18 protein-coding genes are annotated in these 16,579 nt (G+C 42.2%); all 18 read right to left on the reverse strand.

Translation table 11 applies throughout. The annotated features are described in order from the left end of the window. A partial coding sequence (locus tag NTX75_15245; GenBank protein ID MCX5817566.1) for a hypothetical protein occupies positions 1-1,767 on the reverse strand: 1,767 nt, incomplete at its 3' end. After that, complete coding sequence (locus tag NTX75_15250) at positions 1,764-2,471, reverse strand: ComF family protein (protein MCX5817567.1); 708 nt, start codon at positions 2,469-2,471, stop codon at positions 1,764-1,766. The genes NTX75_15250 and NTX75_15245, both read right to left, overlap by 4 nt. After that, positions 2,452-3,648: a 2,3-bisphosphoglycerate-independent phosphoglycerate mutase gene (locus NTX75_15255; protein ID MCX5817568.1), complete on the reverse strand. Its 1,197-nt coding sequence runs from the start codon at positions 3,646-3,648 to the stop codon at positions 2,452-2,454. The genes NTX75_15250 and NTX75_15255 overlap by 20 nt, the downstream gene beginning before the upstream one ends. Continuing rightward, entirely contained in the window at positions 3,648-5,015 is a 1,368-nt protein-coding gene (locus NTX75_15260; GenBank protein ID MCX5817569.1) for a tetratricopeptide repeat protein, read from the reverse strand. Before NTX75_15260 ends, NTX75_15255 begins: the two co-directional genes overlap by 1 nt. A 3-nt stretch (positions 5,016-5,018) precedes the next feature. After that, positions 5,019-5,372 (reverse strand): TraR/DksA family transcriptional regulator, encoded by a 354-nt coding sequence (locus NTX75_15265; GenBank protein ID MCX5817570.1) that lies wholly within the window; start codon positions 5,370-5,372, stop codon positions 5,019-5,021. After that, positions 5,353-5,742, reverse strand: a complete 390-nt coding sequence (rsfS, locus tag NTX75_15270; protein ID MCX5817571.1) for a ribosome silencing factor — start codon at positions 5,740-5,742, stop codon at positions 5,353-5,355. Before rsfS ends, NTX75_15265 begins: the two co-directional genes overlap by 20 nt. Then, on the reverse strand, positions 5,743-6,381 hold the full coding sequence (gene nadD / locus NTX75_15275) for a nicotinate-nucleotide adenylyltransferase (protein MCX5817572.1): 639 nt from the start codon (positions 6,379-6,381) through the stop codon (positions 5,743-5,745). It abuts the gene before it with no gap. After that, positions 6,378-7,622, reverse strand: coding sequence for a glutamate-5-semialdehyde dehydrogenase (locus tag NTX75_15280; protein MCX5817573.1), 1,245 nt, complete (start codon positions 7,620-7,622; stop codon positions 6,378-6,380). The genes nadD and NTX75_15280 overlap by 4 nt, the downstream gene beginning before the upstream one ends. Next, on the reverse strand, positions 7,619-8,722 hold the full coding sequence (gene proB, locus NTX75_15285) for a glutamate 5-kinase (protein ID MCX5817574.1): 1,104 nt from the start codon (positions 8,720-8,722) through the stop codon (positions 7,619-7,621). The genes NTX75_15280 and proB overlap by 4 nt, the downstream gene beginning before the upstream one ends. 10 nt (positions 8,723-8,732) lie before the next feature. After that, positions 8,733-9,710: a GTPase ObgE gene (gene obgE / locus NTX75_15290; GenBank protein MCX5817575.1), complete on the reverse strand. Its 978-nt coding sequence runs from the start codon at positions 9,708-9,710 to the stop codon at positions 8,733-8,735. Next, a complete protein-coding gene (gene rpmA / locus NTX75_15295; protein MCX5817576.1) occupies positions 9,707-9,961 on the reverse strand; it encodes a 50S ribosomal protein L27 in 255 nt (84 codons plus the stop codon). The genes obgE and rpmA overlap by 4 nt, the downstream gene beginning before the upstream one ends. Continuing rightward, positions 9,951-10,280, reverse strand: a complete 330-nt coding sequence (rplU, locus tag NTX75_15300; GenBank protein MCX5817577.1) for a 50S ribosomal protein L21 — start codon at positions 10,278-10,280, stop codon at positions 9,951-9,953. The genes rpmA and rplU overlap by 11 nt, the downstream gene beginning before the upstream one ends. A gap of 133 nt (positions 10,281-10,413) precedes the next feature. Beyond that, on the reverse strand, positions 10,414-11,079 hold the full coding sequence (locus tag NTX75_15305; protein MCX5817578.1) for a DUF4013 domain-containing protein: 666 nt from the start codon (positions 11,077-11,079) through the stop codon (positions 10,414-10,416). Position 11,080: 1 nt separating this feature from the next. Continuing rightward, complete coding sequence (locus tag NTX75_15310) at positions 11,081-11,866, reverse strand: SDR family NAD(P)-dependent oxidoreductase (protein ID MCX5817579.1); 786 nt, start codon at positions 11,864-11,866, stop codon at positions 11,081-11,083. After that, the gene (locus tag NTX75_15315) at positions 11,863-12,804 is read right to left on the reverse strand and encodes a hypothetical protein (protein MCX5817580.1); all 942 of its coding nucleotides are present in this window, start codon (positions 12,802-12,804) and stop codon (positions 11,863-11,865) included. The genes NTX75_15310 and NTX75_15315 overlap by 4 nt, the downstream gene beginning before the upstream one ends. Then, positions 12,791-13,690 (reverse strand): ParB/RepB/Spo0J family partition protein, encoded by a 900-nt coding sequence (locus NTX75_15320; protein ID MCX5817581.1) that lies wholly within the window; start codon positions 13,688-13,690, stop codon positions 12,791-12,793. The genes NTX75_15315 and NTX75_15320 overlap by 14 nt, the downstream gene beginning before the upstream one ends. A 12-nt stretch (positions 13,691-13,702) precedes the next feature. Continuing rightward, the gene (locus tag NTX75_15325; GenBank protein ID MCX5817582.1) at positions 13,703-15,829 is read right to left on the reverse strand and encodes an ATP-binding protein; all 2,127 of its coding nucleotides are present in this window, start codon (positions 15,827-15,829) and stop codon (positions 13,703-13,705) included. Between the two features lie 37 nt (positions 15,830-15,866). After that, complete coding sequence (gene pgeF, locus NTX75_15330) at positions 15,867-16,577, reverse strand: peptidoglycan editing factor PgeF (GenBank protein MCX5817583.1); 711 nt, start codon at positions 16,575-16,577, stop codon at positions 15,867-15,869. Positions 16,578-16,579: the final 2 nt, after the last annotated feature.

Raw genomic sequence — 16,579 nt, forward strand, 5'->3', positions numbered from 1 at the left:
GAGTTTCAGGTTGATTACGTCGAGGCTATACAGGAGCTCTTCTATATAGATAGTGCTATCTTCCTTTGTAAATACGAAACTTGCTTTACTTTTTATTCCGGATTTTTTTTTTACAATGCCGGGGGCTTCGAAGGAGAGGTTGTCCATCACAATATCCCCGCTCAATTTAGTCCATTTGTTCTCCTGTTGAATCGCGAGGTCCAGGTCTGTTGTACCCTCCATGTCTAAAGGGAGGGCAGTTAGAAAGGGCTTGGCATGGAATACATCCAGATCTCCTTTTATCTTAAAGTCCATAAATTTTTTATGCCATTTTCCTCTGACCGTTATGTCCGTGCCGCCCCTGCTTAAGGTAAGCGGATCAAAGGCAATCTCATCGTTGGTGAATGTATAGGACCCTTTTGCGTTAGCTGAAACCTTTTTCCAGATTGCGTCGGCATTATTCAGTTTCCCCGTTCCACGTAATGTGTATCCTTTCTTTTCATTCCCTCCGAATTCTATTGTGCCATCGGTCTCCCCTTTTCTGAAGCTAAGCTCACCGAGGTCAAGCAGGGAGGGGACGTCTTTCAGATTAAAAACATAGTCCCCTTTAATGTTCATCTCTTTGTCGTTTGTAAAGGGTATAACGCCTGATATATTACGAAACATACTTGTCTTGAACCACCCCTTGAAATTCGATAGATTTATCTTTTTGTCGTCGAAAGTTATTGACCCTTCCACGTTTTTAAAATGGTGATTCTTGTATGATATGTCTCCGTCCTTAAATTCAAGGTCAGCATTTACAATATTTCCCTTTGAGAGGATGAATTTCTTTATTTTTACTTTTCCTTCATGGAGGTAATTCCATATATCGACCGGTGTTTTTGCGAGACGGTCAATCGTTATGTAGTGTTTTATATCCTGGAGGTCGAGAAAGTCAGAACCAAGTTCTAACCGTGCTAAATCATTTTTTTCGAATTTCAAATCCAGCGTGAGGGGCGTGCCCTTAAACTGCATTTGACTCATTTTAATATCTGTTACAGTGCCCGCGTAAGTAAGAAGAACATTCCCCCTCGTCTTACCAACGGAAAGAGCCTTTCTGAAAGGCTTATCTCTTTCCTCATAGTCGAAGATTTCAAAAGGGCCGTTCAGAGAAAACTCCTTTTTTGTATAGATGAAGGGGCCATTAACATTCGCCTTGCCTTTTAAGTTATCTGAAAGTTTATTCAAATTCAGTTGTGTCACATGAATCTGCCCTTTCAGATCAGGACCCCCGCTCTTATACATGCCTTCTCCCGAGGCCTTAAAACTTTTAAACCAGTAATCATTTTCAACACCCATTTCAAAAGTGAAAGGTGTTCCGGGCTTGAAGTTGTTTATTCTTATCTCATGGACGATGAATGTATGGTTGCTGAATGCTACCTTGCCATTTTTTATCTCTAAGAGTTTGGTGAACAAGGGGACAAAACGTATTTTTCCTTTCAGGTCTGATATTTTAAGGTCAAAATCGGAAAAGACGACATTTTTAAGATGGAATCCTTCTTTGATTGCTACTGAAAAAAGCCACTTTTTTACATACCCCTCAACGTTTCCTTTTACGCTTAAATCGTTCAGGCTACAGATGATGATTCCATCCGTGTACGTAAAATCAATCTTTGATATGCGAACTTCATAACCGGTGATTTTGCTTATCGCATAAGAACCGACAGAGGATATGTTCCCTTTTAAAATTCCTATGAAGAGCAAGGATAGAAAGACTATAATGAGGCAAATTATAAGAACTTTTTTCATGAAGGTGTCCGCGCCAGGGCAAAAAAGATAATCCTTTCTGCGCCTGCCTTTAAAAGCATCCGTGACGCCTCTTTTGCCGTGTAGCCTGTAGTAAAAAGGTCGTCTACAAGCAATGCCCTTTTGCCCTTTATTTTATCACCATTTTTTACCGAAAAAACACCTTTGATATTTTTTTTCCTCTCATCCCTGTGGAGGGCGTATTGATCCTTTGTGCTCTTTGATTTGTAGAGGACGGAGTGATGTAATGGTTTGTTTGTTATAGCAGAAATTTCTTCACCTATAATGAATGACTGGTTAAAGCCCCTCTCTTTCAGCCTCTTGTTTGTTACGGGAACAGGGATTATGCAGTCAAATATTTCAGAGAAATATAAAATATTGTCTTTAAGGAGACGGGTAAGGTTTCTGCCTACGTCTATCCTGCCGTCAAATTTGAATGCATGGATTGCATCGCGAAGGTGATTTTCAAAATAAAAACCATAGCGACCCTCCTGAAACCCCCTTTCTTCTTCGATGCATTCACCGCATACGATCTTTTTTCCGATCCGTCGTCCACAGAGGGGACATGCCGTCGCATCTTCTACGAATGCAAATGATGTGACGCAATTCTTGCAGAGTATTTCACCTTTAGAACCGCATCCGCCACAGTGTAGGGGGTATATGATTTCCGAAACGGCATTAAATAAGTTATGCACCGTATTTGTCAAGCTTCAACCCATGGGCAAGGACGAGGGACATGAGTTGTTTGCTGTATATTGTTCCAATACTCCCGGTAATGCAGTTTTTTTCGTGAAAGGTCATCCCGTCTTTTTCGCCCGTTTGTGTAACAATCAGAAGCGGCACTGGATGCCAGCTATGACCTTTGAGCGGGCAGGGGGTTGAATGGTCACCGGTAATCACCAGAACATGAGGCTTGAGATCGTATATAGCAGGCACTATTCTATCAACCTTCTCGATGGCATCGACTTTTGCAGCGAAATTTCCATCTTCTCCGGCAGTGTCGGTCTCTTTTATATGCATGAAGAAAAATTGATACGAATTGTAATTGTCCTTCAAAATCTTAACCATTTCTTCATAGTCTTTCGGCTCTTCTTTGACATCCATGCCGAGCACCTTTGCTATCCCGCGGTACATAGGATATGTGGCAATTGCAAGGGCATTTAGGTTGTAGTTCACTGAAAAGGCCGGCATATCCGGTTTCATGGAAAAACCCCTTAACAGAACGCCGTTTGCTATTTTCTCGTCTTTTAAAAGCCCCAGAGCACGTTTTATGAAGCTGTTAATTATTGTACTCGAGAATTCGGCTTCGCCCGATTTTGGGGATGAATAGGCAAGGGGCTTGTTGTCTTTGTGGGGATCTGCATCGGTTAGTTTATCCGAGAGATTTTTGCCTCTGAATATGAGTGCAAAACGGTGGGATTTTCCTGGTTTTACAATGATCTTGACACCTTCAATCTCGGGAATAGCTTTTGCAATTGTCGCACATAGGCGCTCCGTTTCTTTTGTTTCAATTCTCCCGGCCCTCCGGTCTATGACAACTCCGTCTTTTACGGTACAGAAGTTTGCGCGCGCCGCAAGGTCGCCATCCTGTAAATCCATATTGAGCCCCAACACCTCAAGGACGCCCCTGCCGATTTCATATGTTACAGGGTCATACCCGAAGAGACTCAGGTGGCCGGGCCCGCTCCCCGGTGTTATGCCTATATCGACGGGCATAATGCGCCCCAGAATACCGGTTTCCAAGGCAAGTTTATCGATGTTGGGTTTTTTTGCCGCTTCAAGGGGGGTAAGGAATGAAAATTGAGGATTCGGTATGTCTCCGAGTCCATCGAGGATGAGGAATATAATCTTATTACTATTTGTTAATAAGAGGTCTTTAATCATTATACTCCTTCTCTGTCCCAGTCTTCTCCTTCATAAAACATTTTCAGTTCCGATGATTCGGTGTGAAGAAAATCTTCTTTCTTAACGCTGACTGTATCCCAACTGTTGCAATTTTCACAGAAATTGACCCATTCCACTTTCTTGGCCTGGCAATTGGTGCAAATAAAGGGGATATAAACGTGTTCTGCGGGAAAGGCTTTCTTGAATTCCTCAACGGCATTTTCCATTTCGCCTCTGTGGATGTATGCTTCAGCCATTGCCTTATGCAAGCCCTTAAAATCTAATCCTTCTGCAAACAAGGTGTTTAACATATCTATAGCTTCATCGATCATCTCGAGTCTCAGACATAACCGTGCGTAAAGAAACGATACAAGATAGTTATTAGGTGATATATCGAGTATTCTTCTGTAAATTTTTAATATAACCTCAGGATTTCCTCTGTCGATATATAAATCTTCCATTTTCAGAAGAAATACGATGTGACCTGTTTTGGAATAACCTCTTCCGTATACCCTGCCGGCTTCATTTAATTTGCCGGTTTTTTTGTACGCCTCAGCCAGCAGTATGTATGAGGGGATGAATCTCTTGTCTTCGCTTATAATCTCCTTTAATTCCTTGATGATTGCTTCAGAGTTTGCTTCAAACTTGTTGTTGAACAACGTCTCAGTCTTTTCGTACCGTATGCCCAGCACCCTCAGATTTTCGTCTTCTGTTTTGATAAACTTCTTTATCTTCTTTTCCACCTCGTACGCTTCATCCCAACTCTTGCCGGAGATATAAAAATCTCTGAGCATGGTCAAGGTTTCTAAATTCGATTCATTAAGTTGCAATGCCTCTTTAAGTTCATTTTCGATTTTTTGGGTGTCCTTCGCAATGACCCGGACCTTAACCTTTTTCAACAGTATGGATTCTCTTTTTCCAAGATATGTTTCTGCAAGTTCCAGGGTCTCTATTGCCTTACTGTAATCTTTTGCAGAAACGTATAAATCTGAGAGATGCATATATGTGTCTTCCACATCCGGGAGCCTTCTGATCAGTTTGTTCAGGCTCTCTATGGCCTTTTCCCTGTCTCCCCTCATCTCATACGATTTTGCCTTTTCGAATAATTCCTTAAACTCGTCTTTCTTTCTCCCTTTCCGGTCTTCCCTCCATCCAACTATCAGCCTTTTGAGATCATAAAAGAAGCTTATTATAATCGAAAAAATTACCCCCAGGATGAACGATGCTACCACATAGGTTGCAACGCTCGTTTCATAAAACTTTCCATATCCAAAGTAAAGCTTTACGTTTTCAGGGTTAAGGTGGTCGACGTAAAGATAAAACAGGAGAAACAGTAGAAACAGAAAAAAGAAGATTTTAAATTTCATTGCTTATAGCCCCTTCTCTTCCATCTGTCGCTTGCATGTAATACAATAACGCGCCACTGGATTTGCCTCAAGTCTTTTTTCATTTATTTTTTCATCACATTCTTCACATATCCCGTAAGTCTCATTTACTATCTTGTCGAGGGCATTGTCTATGTCCTTTAAGAGTTTTAAATCGTTATTGCTTATACTCATAAGTATATCGGCATTATATGAATTGCTTGCGGCATCTGCCATATCCTGAATCCCGTCTGTCCCAAGTGTATATGAATCCTCTTTTAACTTCTTTGCCTTGGTCAGTATCTCGTCTCTCATCTTCAGCAATCTCTTCCTGAAATATTCAAGCTTCTCTTTTTCCATTGTCCACCTCTATATTGGTTGTTTTCTCTTTTTCCATTCTGTACCTTTTTGCTTCTATCCAGAGACTTTCAAGGTCATACAAATCTCTCAGGGGCTCGATGAATATATGAACAATTATGTCCCGGTAATCTATAATCACCCATCTTCCTTCATTATATCCTTCTACTGAGTAAGGCAATATGCCATCTCCCTTCATACTTGTTTCGATATGTTCGGATATGGTTTTCACATGCCTTTCACTCGTTCCGTTCACCAGCAGAAAAAAATCCGTAATATCCGTAAGGCCTTTAAGATCAAGCATCAGAACGTCTTTTGCTTTTTTTTCTTCCGCATACCTCGCACATGTTTTAATTTTTTCCAGTGTTTCCATTTATACCCTGTATAATCCCTTTTCGCTGATTATTTTTTCTACCGTTTGAGGAACAATATACCTTGTCGTCTTCCCGTTTTTTACATTTTCCCGTATCCTGGTGGATGAGATATCGAGCTGAGTAACGCGATGTAAATAAATCTTATTTCCCGAGACATGCTGAAACGAGCGGTTGTCCATCTTTTTCATTTTCACCTTCAAATCCTCAGGGAAAATATCTTTGATAAAAGTCTTTCCATTCGAGGGCCTGATCATGATAATGAAATTAGTATGATGGAATATTTCCCTGTAGTCATGCCATGTATCAATTTCAGAAAAAGCATCGACGCCTATGATGAAGTACAATGTCTTAAAACGTTTCTCAAATGCCCTTACCGTGTCTATTGAATATGACACGCCCTCCCTTTTCAGTTCAATTTCAGAAGCACGCAGATAAGGGTTGCCCCTTATGGCGCTTTTTATCATTCTGAGCCTTATATCTGCACCGGTAATCCCCTGTCTTCTTTTGTGAGGAGGGATGTAAGCCGGTACGAAGTAGACTCTGTCTAACAGAAAAAACTCCCGTATTTCCTCTGCAGCCCTCAAGTGTCCAATATGTACCGGGTCGAAGGTTCCTCCGAATAAGCCTATTTTCATCATTCCCTCAACTGTCCGTCACCAAAGGCAATAAATTTTGTTACCGTAAGCTCTTCCAGTCCCATAGGGCCAAAGGCATGTAACTTTGTCGTGCTGATACCCATTTCAGCCCCAAGGCCCAACTGATAGCCGTCATTTAACCTGGTGGACGCGTTAACGAGCACCAGTGATGAGTTAAGCTCCCTTAAAAACCTCCAGGCATTATTGTAATTTGCCGTTATGATAGCCTCTGTATGGTCAGAGCCATATTTTCGTATATGGTGGATCGCTTCATCCATGTCCTTTACGGTTTTGATGGAAAGTACAAGATCGAGATACTCTTCATGCCAGTCGAACTCATTTGCCTCGTCGATACCCTCTATAATCTCTGTTGTTTTGTTGCAGCCCCTGAGTGTGACGCCGCTGTTCTTGAGTATTCTTGCCATCTCAGGCAAAAAGGCTTTTGCAATGGATTCATGGACGAGTAGTGTCTCCATGGCATTGCATGTGGCAGGCTTTTGTATCTTTGCATTAAGGCATACCTTATATGCAAGGTCAATATCTGCCCACTCATCGACATAGATGTGACACACACCCTTATAATGTTTCAGGACGGGGATGCTTGACTGTTCAACAACGTTCCTTATAAGGGCTTCGCCGCCCCTTGGTATGATAAGATCAATATACTGATCCTGCTTGAGAAGCTCGTAAATATATGCCCTGTCACCCGTTTCAACAAGCTGGGCTACCTCTTCGGAGATGCCTTCCTGCCTCAGGGATTCCATGATCAAATGAAAAAAGGCAATATTCGAGTAGTAGGCCTCGGAGCCCCCCTTGAGGATCACGCAATTTCCACTTTTCAGGCAGAGGGAGAATGCATCAACGGTGACGTTAGGGCGGGATTCGTATATAACAAGGATAACCCCGATAGGAATTCTCATTTTTCCTACAAGAAGTCCATTTGGCCGCTTCCAGAGTCGCATCACCTCACCGACAGGGTCAGGCAGTGCGATAACATCTCTAATGCTTGTCTGCATCTCTTTTATGACCTTTTCATCGATCTTTAATCTTTCTATCAGACTTTTCTGAAGCCCTCCTTTTTCCGCCTCTTCTATATCTTTTTTGTTTTCAAGAAAAAGGTAATCCATTTTTTCCGAAATGAGCCTTTCAAGCGTATTAAGAATACTATTTTTCTTTTCCGTAGAAAGATGTGCAAGTATATGGGATGCCTCTTTTGTCTTCTTTGCAAGCTCTATCGGTTTCATATGATTACCATGTTGTCCCGGTGCACTATTTCTTCAGCATATTTATACCCAAGCTTTTTTTCTATAGCAACACTTTTTAAGCCCTTTATTTTATTAATATCGGATGATGAGTAGTTTGTTATCCCTCTGGCAATAACCTGTCCGGACATATTATTCAACTCAATACACTCGCCCCTTGAAAAATCGCCTTCAACAGTTGTGATACCGGAAGGCAGGAGACTCTTTCCGTTGTGAACTAAGGCGCCCTCTGCTCCTTCGTCTACCCATATCTTGCCCTTCACTTTGAAGGCAAAGGCCGTCCACCACTTGTTCCTTGCCAGTTTTGCCTCCGGCTGAAACAGAGTGCCTATATTTTCCCCTTTGATCACCCGCCATGCGATATTTTCAATGTCACCCCTCACAATCCTTGTAGGGATGCCGTAGCAACCTGCCTTCTTTGCCGCTTCGAGCTTACTCACCATGCCACCAATGCTCTTTTCGCTCCGTGTTCCGCTGGCTAATTTTTCAATTTTATCGTCAATTTTTTTTACAACGCTGATGATACATGCATCCGGGTATTTCTGGGGATCCTTATCGCATAAACCATCAACGTCGGAGAGGAGCATGAGCAAATCGGAGTTTGAGATCTGCGCAATGAGGGCAGAAAGGTTGTCGTTGTCGCCAAACCGGATCTCCTTGAAAGAGAGGGCATCGTTTTCATTGATAACAGGGACGATATTCATGGACAGCAATGAGTTTAACGTATTCATGAGGTTTAAGCATCTGCTTTTACTCTTTATATCCTCGTGGGTGAGGAGCACCTGCCCTATTTTCAATTTTTCCTTTTCAAAGGCATCCATATACATCTTCATAAGCTTAATCTGCCCTACTGATGCAAGGGCCTGTCTTTTTTCAATCTCTTTCGGTTTCTTTTTAAGTCCCAGCGTTTCCATGCCGCTCGCTATTGCGCCGCTTGAAACAATGATTGACTCGATCCCTTTGTCTTTAATGTTTTTTACCTGTTTTGCAAGGTTTCTCACCATGTCTGTGCTGATCTTTTTCTCTTTGTCCAGGAGCACTGATGTTCCTACTTTAATAACAACCCTTTTTACGTTGAGCATGCGTTGCCTTTTATTCCTTCCTGCTTATTAATTTTCCTAAAACATCAACCCCGTGACCCGTTAATGCACTGATTTTAACGACCTCTTCGCCCTTATCTGTAAAATATGCTTTCCATTTCCTGACCTTTGAGGGAGACGAAAGGTCTGTCTTGTTTAAGGCTAATACCCTTTCTTTCTTGAGCATTTCCTTGTTGTAGGAGGTGAGTTCGTTTAAAAGCATTGTGTAATCTTCTTCTATTGAAGGTGATGACAGGTCAAGCAAAACCAAAAGTTTCCCTGTCCTTTCGATGTGTTTTAAGAACATAAGGCCTAATCCCCTTCCTTTTGATGCACCGTCTATTATGCCAGGAATGTCAGCAATAACAAATGTCCTGTCGTTGTCCCTCATAACACCGAGGGTCGGGGTCAATGTGGTAAAGGGGTAATCACCTATCCGTGGTTTCGCATCTGTTAATCTGGATATAAGGGTTGATTTACCGGCATTGGGAAGGCCTACGATACCTATATCAGCAAGGAGTTTTAATACGAGGTATAAATCTTTCTCTTCTCCTTCTCCGCCGTAATCAAATTGAACAGGCGCCCTGTTTGTGGGTGTTGCAAAATGCGTGTTACCTCTTCCGCCCCTGCCGCCTTTTGCAATGATATGCGTTTCCTCATCCTCTGTAATATCGCATACAGGTATTGAATAATTCACATCATACACGATTGTACCAAGGGGGACAGAAATAAAAATATCCTTTCCGTCTCTGCCTTTTTTATTATTACCGCTTCCGTTTTTGCCGTTTTCTGCTTTGTAGATTTTTTTATATTTAAAATCTAAAAGGCTTGAGAGGCCTTTTTTACCAACTATGGTTACATCTCCCGCTTTGCCGCCATCACCACCGTCAGGCCCACCCCTGGGGATAAATTTTGCCCTTCTGAAACTTGCGCAACCCTTCCCGCCATCTCCTGCTTTTACGTGTATCTTGGCTTCATCAACAAACTTCATTCAGGGGGATAGACATTCGCCCTTTTTTTGTCGCTTTTAAATTCATATTTCACCACTCCGTCTGAAAGGGCGAATAATGTGTTGTCACGACCTATTCCAACATTGTTTCCAGGGTGTATTTTTGTCCCGTGCTGTCTCACAATGATGCTTCCTGCCTTAACTGTCTGGCCACCGTATATCTTTACTCCAAGCCTCTGGCCGTCGCTATCCCTTCCGTTTCGTGAGCTTCCGCCTGCCTTTTTATGCGCCATGAGGTGCCTCCATGTGTATCTTTTCTACGAGAACTTCTGTGTAGGGCTGCCGGTGTCCGTTTTTCTTCTTGTAATCTTTCCTCTTTTTGTGCTTGAAAATGATCACCTTTTTTGCCTTACCGTGTGATAAAACCTTACCCTGTATGGACGCGCCGCCAACGTAGGGGTTGCCAATAAGGGTGTTACTGCCGTCGCTAAACGCAAGAACTTCTTTTATTTGAATGTCTTCGCCTTCACCGGCTGCAAATTTCTCCAGTTTTACCTTTTCCCCTTCAGTAATTCTGTATTGCTTACCTCCATTTTCAATAATGGCATACATAACAAACTCCTGAACCTTTATTTTGAAAAAACTACTTATAATATGATAAACACACCGTAAAAGTCAATAGTGTTTTGGGGTTATGGGGTGGAAACGGCTTAATTTATTGTCGGGCACTATCTAAACGCGGTGGTCAGCCTTTGTTACTTTCCTGGATGGCCTCTCCAGATATTTTCTCCGTTGAGAGAGAGGTTTTTGTGTAAAGCTGTGTAAAGTAATACGTGGCCAACAGTAGTGCATAGTAAGTGAACACTATCCATATGAAGAAACCAAGAAAAGGTATGTGGAGCACTGTTTTGTAAAAGACGAACAGAACAAAACCGGTTCCGGCATAGCCACCGAGGTAGGGGATAAATACTTCCTTAATACCTTTTGTTATCTTTTCGAATTCCAGCGCCTTTCTTAAATCCATATACTCGGCAAAGGTTGCAAATGCGAATGGCAGGAAGAAAGAAAAGATCAGAAGCGCAATATAGGCAACGTTTTTGATAATGTGACCGAAAAAGGCGGTGACGCTATGAAGGGCTACCAGAAAGAACCCGAAAGAGAAAAGAAAGAATGGAATTGCTTCATAGAGGATGAATATGAAAAGAATTTTAACCCCTTCCATCCAGATTTCGTTTTTCTGCTCCCATGTGGGAAGGCCGATACTTCCAATAGTGAGAAGTCGTGATGACTTGGACAGATAGCCCAGAGACAGGAAATTTGCAACAGGGATAAAGAAAATTATCCCACCGGCGACCCATCTCAGGACGTATCGGGTGTTAAGGGTAAACTGGATAAAAGGGATAATATCCATGTTATTTTCCTTTCATGATGAAATCCACGAGCGATTCCGGTGTATATCCTGTCATGCCGCCATCCATGGTGAGGGTCTCACCATTTATGTATTGGGCGCCGTCAGAAGCAAGGAACAAGATGCAGGACACAAATTCCTCAACCTTGGCCATCCTCCCGATAGGTGTCCTTTTTGAGAGGTAATCAACAAATATCTCTTTTCTGATAAGGCCCTCATTCATACCGCCCTTTATAAAACCAGGAGCGATAGCACATAAGGTTACCCCGTGTTTTGACCATTCATAAGCCAGAGATCTTGTCATAAGCATTACTGCCGATTTACTGATAGAATAGGGTAAAAAGCCTTTTTCTCCAAAGAGTGCTACCTGCGAGGCAACGCTGATGATCCGGCCTGATTTTTGCTCAATCATCTTTTTGCCAAAGATCTGTGTGACATAAAAGGTGCCTTTCAGGTTAACATCAATTACCTTGTCAAAATCAGCCTTTTTCATCTTTTCCGATGGGACAAGAGGGTTTACAACGCCGGCATTGTTAAAGAGTATATCTACTTTACCCCATGCTTCTATGGTCTTTCCCAGCACATTCTCCATCTCTTCGTAATTTGTAATATCAGCATGAAAGGCAAGGACAGGTTTTCCTTTAAACTCTTCCTCAAATTTTAATACGGCCTCTTTGTGTGTGCCGCACACAGCCACCCGTGCACCTTCTTCGAGAAATGCCATTGCCGTTGCCTTCCCGAGGCCTTTTGCTCCGCCTGTTATGAATATAACTTTGTCTTTGAATTTCATATGTTCCCTCCGTATAGGTTTTTTATTCTGTTATCAAAGAGCCCAGTGAGGGCTTCATTATCCTCCAGTGTGAGGCCTGCAACACCTCTCCATATGTCTTCCCTTTCCATGCAGAGATATATAAAGAGATCTTCGTCCTGTCTTTTTAAAAGCCCGTAAAGCATGCTGTATATCTTCATCCGTTCTTTTTTTATGTATCGGTATTTCCCGTCTTCGCCCCTGATAAACTCCCCATAAAGGAGGTTTTTTCTCCCTTCCTCCAGAAACCGGTCAAAAAGCCGTGGCGGGAATCTCAAGAGGCCGAGGCTTACCCACAGGACCTTTTTGAGATCAAGTATTCTGCCTATGTCTCCAATGAGATATTCATAGTCCTTCTCAAACCCCTCGTAAATAATAACGGGGTCGAAATGCAACCCGACAAAACACCCTGAATCCTGTGCCTTTTTTGCAGCCTTTAATCTTTTATAAAGAGGGCTTGTCCTTTTTTCTTCATTGTCAATTATCTTTTGAGGCGCAAGGGAAAATGAGATGACCGTATAAGGATTCAGGTATGGAACAAGATGATCAATGGATGCCCATTTGGATTTCAGCTCCAGGAGGGCCTTTTTTGTTTCACCGAAAAATTCTATGAGCGGTCGGTTAAGGCCGTATCTCCTGTCAAGGGCAAGACTATCCGAAAGTTCGCCGGTTCCAAATCTCAGGATATGTGTTTTTTCAGCCTCAATTGTCTCCTTTATCTGTGACAGGATGTATGGCATATCCCGGTTTATTTTGATATTCGGAGCATTGATGTATTCTTTGAGGATGCAGTAGGAACAGGAAAGAACACAACCCTCAATAAGATCAATCGTTTTGTAACCACAGCATATGTGATTTTTTGTGCCCGGGCAATTCCTTACGATGTTTCCCCTTGTTTCAACAAAATCAATCTTTTGCAAGCCCAAATATGCTCCTTATGTGTCCGGCATCAAAAACTCCGTTGAGTTTTAACAATGCCTCTCTGATTTCATCAGGGTTTTTTGCTCTTATAAGTATATCAATATACTCCTTTTCGAAAAAAGGGTCTACTTTTATGTCTATATTAGGCGGGAGCGCACACTTGATTTTTATATCTTTTAACCCCTTTTCGAGTGAGGAGAGTATGGGGTATGTGAGATTTTTAAGCCTTGTTTTCAGGTCGTACGCATCGTCTGCTCCGACCATTATAGAGAAATCGATGGCACCGTTCCTCACTTTTATTAAATGGAGCATCCGGAGAATCTCGCGTATGGTGCTCTCTGTGGTGTGAAGAGGGGTAAGTATTCCAATTATTTGGTCTTTCTCCTCAGAGGTGAATCGTAAAAGGGTTTCGATATTTTGCATTGAGAGGTCTTTTTTTAATATGAAATTTTTCATGGTCTCATCAGAACCTGCTATATCCCGGAGCCTCCCTGTGATCTTTTCGTGTCTGCTGAGGGAGAGCAGCGTCATTACATCGTACACCTCTTCCGTTGAAAAGACCATGTGCAGCATCTTTTCGATGCAGTTTGCCTTTTCAATAATATTCAGCGCCCGCCCCATATTGTCGTGGATGGAGCGGAGGAGGGCATCTTTTTCATCCATATTTACAATGATGCAGGGGATATGTGTAAGCCCCAGACGTAATGCAGCCTCGAGCCTTTTAAAGCCTGCAACAATCGTGTAGGGTGGCGGAGCGAGGAGTATCGGGGGCTGGATGATACCAATTTTTTTGATGGATGCGAGGAGTATGCCGTCTTCAAGCGGATAAGATATACAAAATCTTTTGTCGCTGACGTTTATCCGGGTAATCGGTATGATTTGCATATAACCTTTTGACTAAGCCCCCACAACGGGAAGCTCAATGATGAACTTTGCACCTTCAGGAATGTTGTCTTCCACATATATTCGTCCATGGTGCTCCAGAATGATGGAATGGACGATGGCGAGCCCGAGGCCCATGCCGTCCTTGTCCCTGGTAAAATAAGGGTCGAAAACCTTTCCCTTATCTTCATCGGCAACGCCGCTCCCATTGTCTGCTATCACAATAATGCCAACCCCCTTATCGGCATCAAATTTTGTGCTAATGGTGATGATGCCCTCTTTGTTGTTCAGCGCCTTTGCCGAATTGGTTATGAGGTTTATCATGGCCCTTTTTATCCCGTCTCTGTCCATCCGGAACATCGGGATGAGAGACTGCTCGAATCTGAACGTGATATTATGATAGAGGTTCTTATATATAGAGATTGTCTCTTCAAGAACGGAATTGATATCTTCGATGATCATTGTCTGCGAACTGTGTGTTAACTTTGTAAGTTCGTTGACTATCCCTTTTATGTCTCCTACCGATTTGATTATGACCGATGTTGTCTCGTCGAGGATTTCCTTGTCGCTGTCTGTCATACGTGTAAGCAACCTTCGCCGTATTCTCTCTGCCGATAAGATGATGGGGGTCAGAGGGTTTTTTATCTCGTGGGTTAATTTTTTTGCTACCTCTCTCCATGTGGCAAGTTTTTCAGCCCGGACAACGTGTGTAATATCGTCAAAAGTGATGATAAAGCCCTCTGTTTTGCTTGTATCATCTTTCAGGATTGTGAGAGAAGCCCTTATATATTTAATATCTTTTTGTAAATTAAGCCTCATATCCTTTGTAACGCTTCCGTCGCCCGTGCCTCTGGCTTCTTTCAGGAAAGACTTCATATATTTTTTAAAATCACCACCCAGAACTTCCTTCAGAGGCGTTCCTTCCAATGTTTCCTTTTCGACCCCGAGAATGTTCTGTGCTGCCTTATTCAGAAAAAGAATATCCCCCCTTTTGTCCGTAGATATGATCCCTGTTGTAACATTGTCGAGTATAATCTCCATATATCTTCTTTTTGCTTCAATCTCGTCTTTTGTTACCTTTAACTCTTTTGCCATGCTGTTAAAGGCGCTCACCAGGGTTCCTATCTCATCCTTCCCTCTGTCTTCGAGGTTTACGTCAAATTTACCTTTTGCGATAATGGAGACACCTTCCTTCACCCTTTCGATGGGGATTGTTATCTCCGTAGCCATCTTTATCCCTACCCAGACACAAAAGAATATCGTCATAACGGTAATGAGGGACAGGGGTATATAAAAGCTGTATTTCAAAATCTTTTTAAATGCCCGGGATTCTTTGAATTCCTTGTGCGTGGAGGTTATCTCCTTTATTCTCGCTGTGCTTTGAATTTTTAGTATATCCCCCGTAAAGAGGATAGCCTGAGTGTTACCGTATTCGTTCGGTATCCTCGTGCCGGCGACGATGATTTCCCCGTCTTTCATGGGGATTACTTCCCTTATTATGTTATCTTTTTTCAAGGCTGACTCTATTTTGCCGGAAAGCCTGCCGTCTATCCCTTGCGGAAGATTGCTTACAACTACATTACCGGAAAGATCGTGTACTGAGAAATATTCATTGAGTTTTGCATATCTGTCGCTCCGGAGGTATGTGTTGAGTTCCTTTTCTTTTTCGAGAAGTTTTCTCTTGTCAATATTGCCTGCAAGCAACTTCCCGGTTTTTTCGTACCGTTGAAAGAGATCATCGTAATAGTAATGGGAAAGGATTAAGGCGCTGTCCATTGTGTCTTCAATCTTCTGTCCGAACCATTTGTCCATACTTATATGGAAAAAACCTGTTGCAAGTATGGAGAGCGTAAAGGATGGTACAATGGAGATAATGAGCATTGTGACCGTTAATTTTGTTTTAAGACCGGAGCCCCATATTCCCCTCTTTTTTTCGATATATGCCTTAAAAAGTGTCCTCGTTATAAGGAAAATGAGGAGTAAAATCAAGAGGAGGTTGATATTTAATACGATGACGATGAGTTTGTTTTCTTCAATGGGAAGGAATTTTTTAAAGAACGGGAGATGTGTCTCGAGGTAGATAAAAAGACCGAATATTAATAAAATCAGTGCAGAAAAAATCCATTCTTTTTTATATTTCATTGTGAATTCCGTTTAAAGACACGGTATTTATTATACTTCATCCTGTTAAGGAAACAAAGTTTATCTGCCTTTTTTCTTTTTCTCCACCCCTGTAAGAGTTGAAAATATCTCTGCTGCACCGGGTGCACAGATTAATATCGTATATATCCTCAATACCTTCATTATTCAATATCTCCATATTCGCCTGTCTGATATCTAAAAACAGGGTGTTATTTTTCCTTTTAAAGATGTCATCGGAAAACCCCTCCTCCATGAAAATATTGCGTACGTCGTTTTTTACCTCATAACAGCACGGGCCAATAGAGGGACCCAGAATGGCTTTTATTTTTTTTCTGTTAACCCCGAATTCCGACATTTTATCGATCGCCTTTTTGGCAATCTTTTTTGCGGTTCCACGCCAGCCCGCATGGATGATAGATACGACAGGACAGTCCATTCCACATATGATGATGGGGAGGCAGTCTGCTGTTTTCACTATGCCTGCTATGCCTTTTGAGATAATAATAAGGCCATCCCCCGATACCGGCCTGTGTCCGTCTTGAATAACATGCACATCAACCCCATGTTCCTGTTTCATGATAACGAAATCATTAAGACCAAAGGCCCCGAGGAACTCAGCTTTTTCATCTCCCTGTAATGTATGCGATGGCGATTGTGCTGTAAAAAAACCGTGCTTTATCCCCCCCTGCTCAAGCTCAGGGACGTAGTAATAGGACCAATTATTGATATTTTTCAGTTTAAACTGCATGT

The organism is Pseudomonadota bacterium (assembly GCA_026388315.1).
In the GTDB taxonomy this organism is placed as follows: Bacteria; Desulfobacterota; Syntrophorhabdia; order Syntrophorhabdales; family Syntrophorhabdaceae; genus MWEV01.

Excerpts from the sequence above, each read along its gene's own strand:
- NTX75_15320 (MCX5817581.1), bottom strand. The coding sequence starts at position 13,690 with ATGCAAATCATACCGATTACCCGGATAAACGTCAGCGACAAAAGATTT.
- NTX75_15255 (MCX5817568.1), bottom strand. The coding sequence starts at position 3,648 with ATGATTAAAGACCTCTTATTAACAAATAGTAATAAGATTATATTCCTC.
- proB (MCX5817574.1), bottom strand. The coding sequence starts at position 8,722 with ATGCTCAACGTAAAAAGGGTTGTTATTAAAGTAGGAACATCAGTGCTC.
- nadD (MCX5817572.1), bottom strand. The coding sequence starts at position 6,381 with ATGATGAAAATAGGCTTATTCGGAGGAACCTTCGACCCGGTACATATT.
- NTX75_15260 (MCX5817569.1), bottom strand. The coding sequence starts at position 5,015 with ATGAAATTTAAAATCTTCTTTTTTCTGTTTCTACTGTTTCTCCTGTTT.
- rplU (MCX5817577.1), bottom strand. The coding sequence starts at position 10,280 with ATGTATGCCATTATTGAAAATGGAGGTAAGCAATACAGAATTACTGAA.
- pgeF (MCX5817583.1), bottom strand. The coding sequence starts at position 16,577 with ATGCAGTTTAAACTGAAAAATATCAATAATTGGTCCTATTACTACGTC.
- NTX75_15280 (MCX5817573.1), bottom strand. The coding sequence starts at position 7,622 with ATGAAACCGATAGAGCTTGCAAAGAAGACAAAAGAGGCATCCCATATA.
- obgE (MCX5817575.1), bottom strand. The coding sequence starts at position 9,710 with ATGAAGTTTGTTGATGAAGCCAAGATACACGTAAAAGCAGGAGATGGC.
- NTX75_15325 (MCX5817582.1), bottom strand. The coding sequence starts at position 15,829 with ATGAAATATAAAAAAGAATGGATTTTTTCTGCACTGATTTTATTAATA.
- NTX75_15305 (MCX5817578.1), bottom strand. The coding sequence starts at position 11,079 with ATGGATATTATCCCTTTTATCCAGTTTACCCTTAACACCCGATACGTC.
- NTX75_15265 (MCX5817570.1), bottom strand. The coding sequence starts at position 5,372 with ATGGAAAAAGAGAAGCTTGAATATTTCAGGAAGAGATTGCTGAAGATG.
- NTX75_15310 (MCX5817579.1), bottom strand. The coding sequence starts at position 11,866 with ATGAAATTCAAAGACAAAGTTATATTCATAACAGGCGGAGCAAAAGGC.
- rpmA (MCX5817576.1), bottom strand. The coding sequence starts at position 9,961 with ATGGCGCATAAAAAGGCAGGCGGAAGCTCACGAAACGGAAGGGATAGC.
- rsfS (MCX5817571.1), bottom strand. The coding sequence starts at position 5,742 with ATGGAAACACTGGAAAAAATTAAAACATGTGCGAGGTATGCGGAAGAA.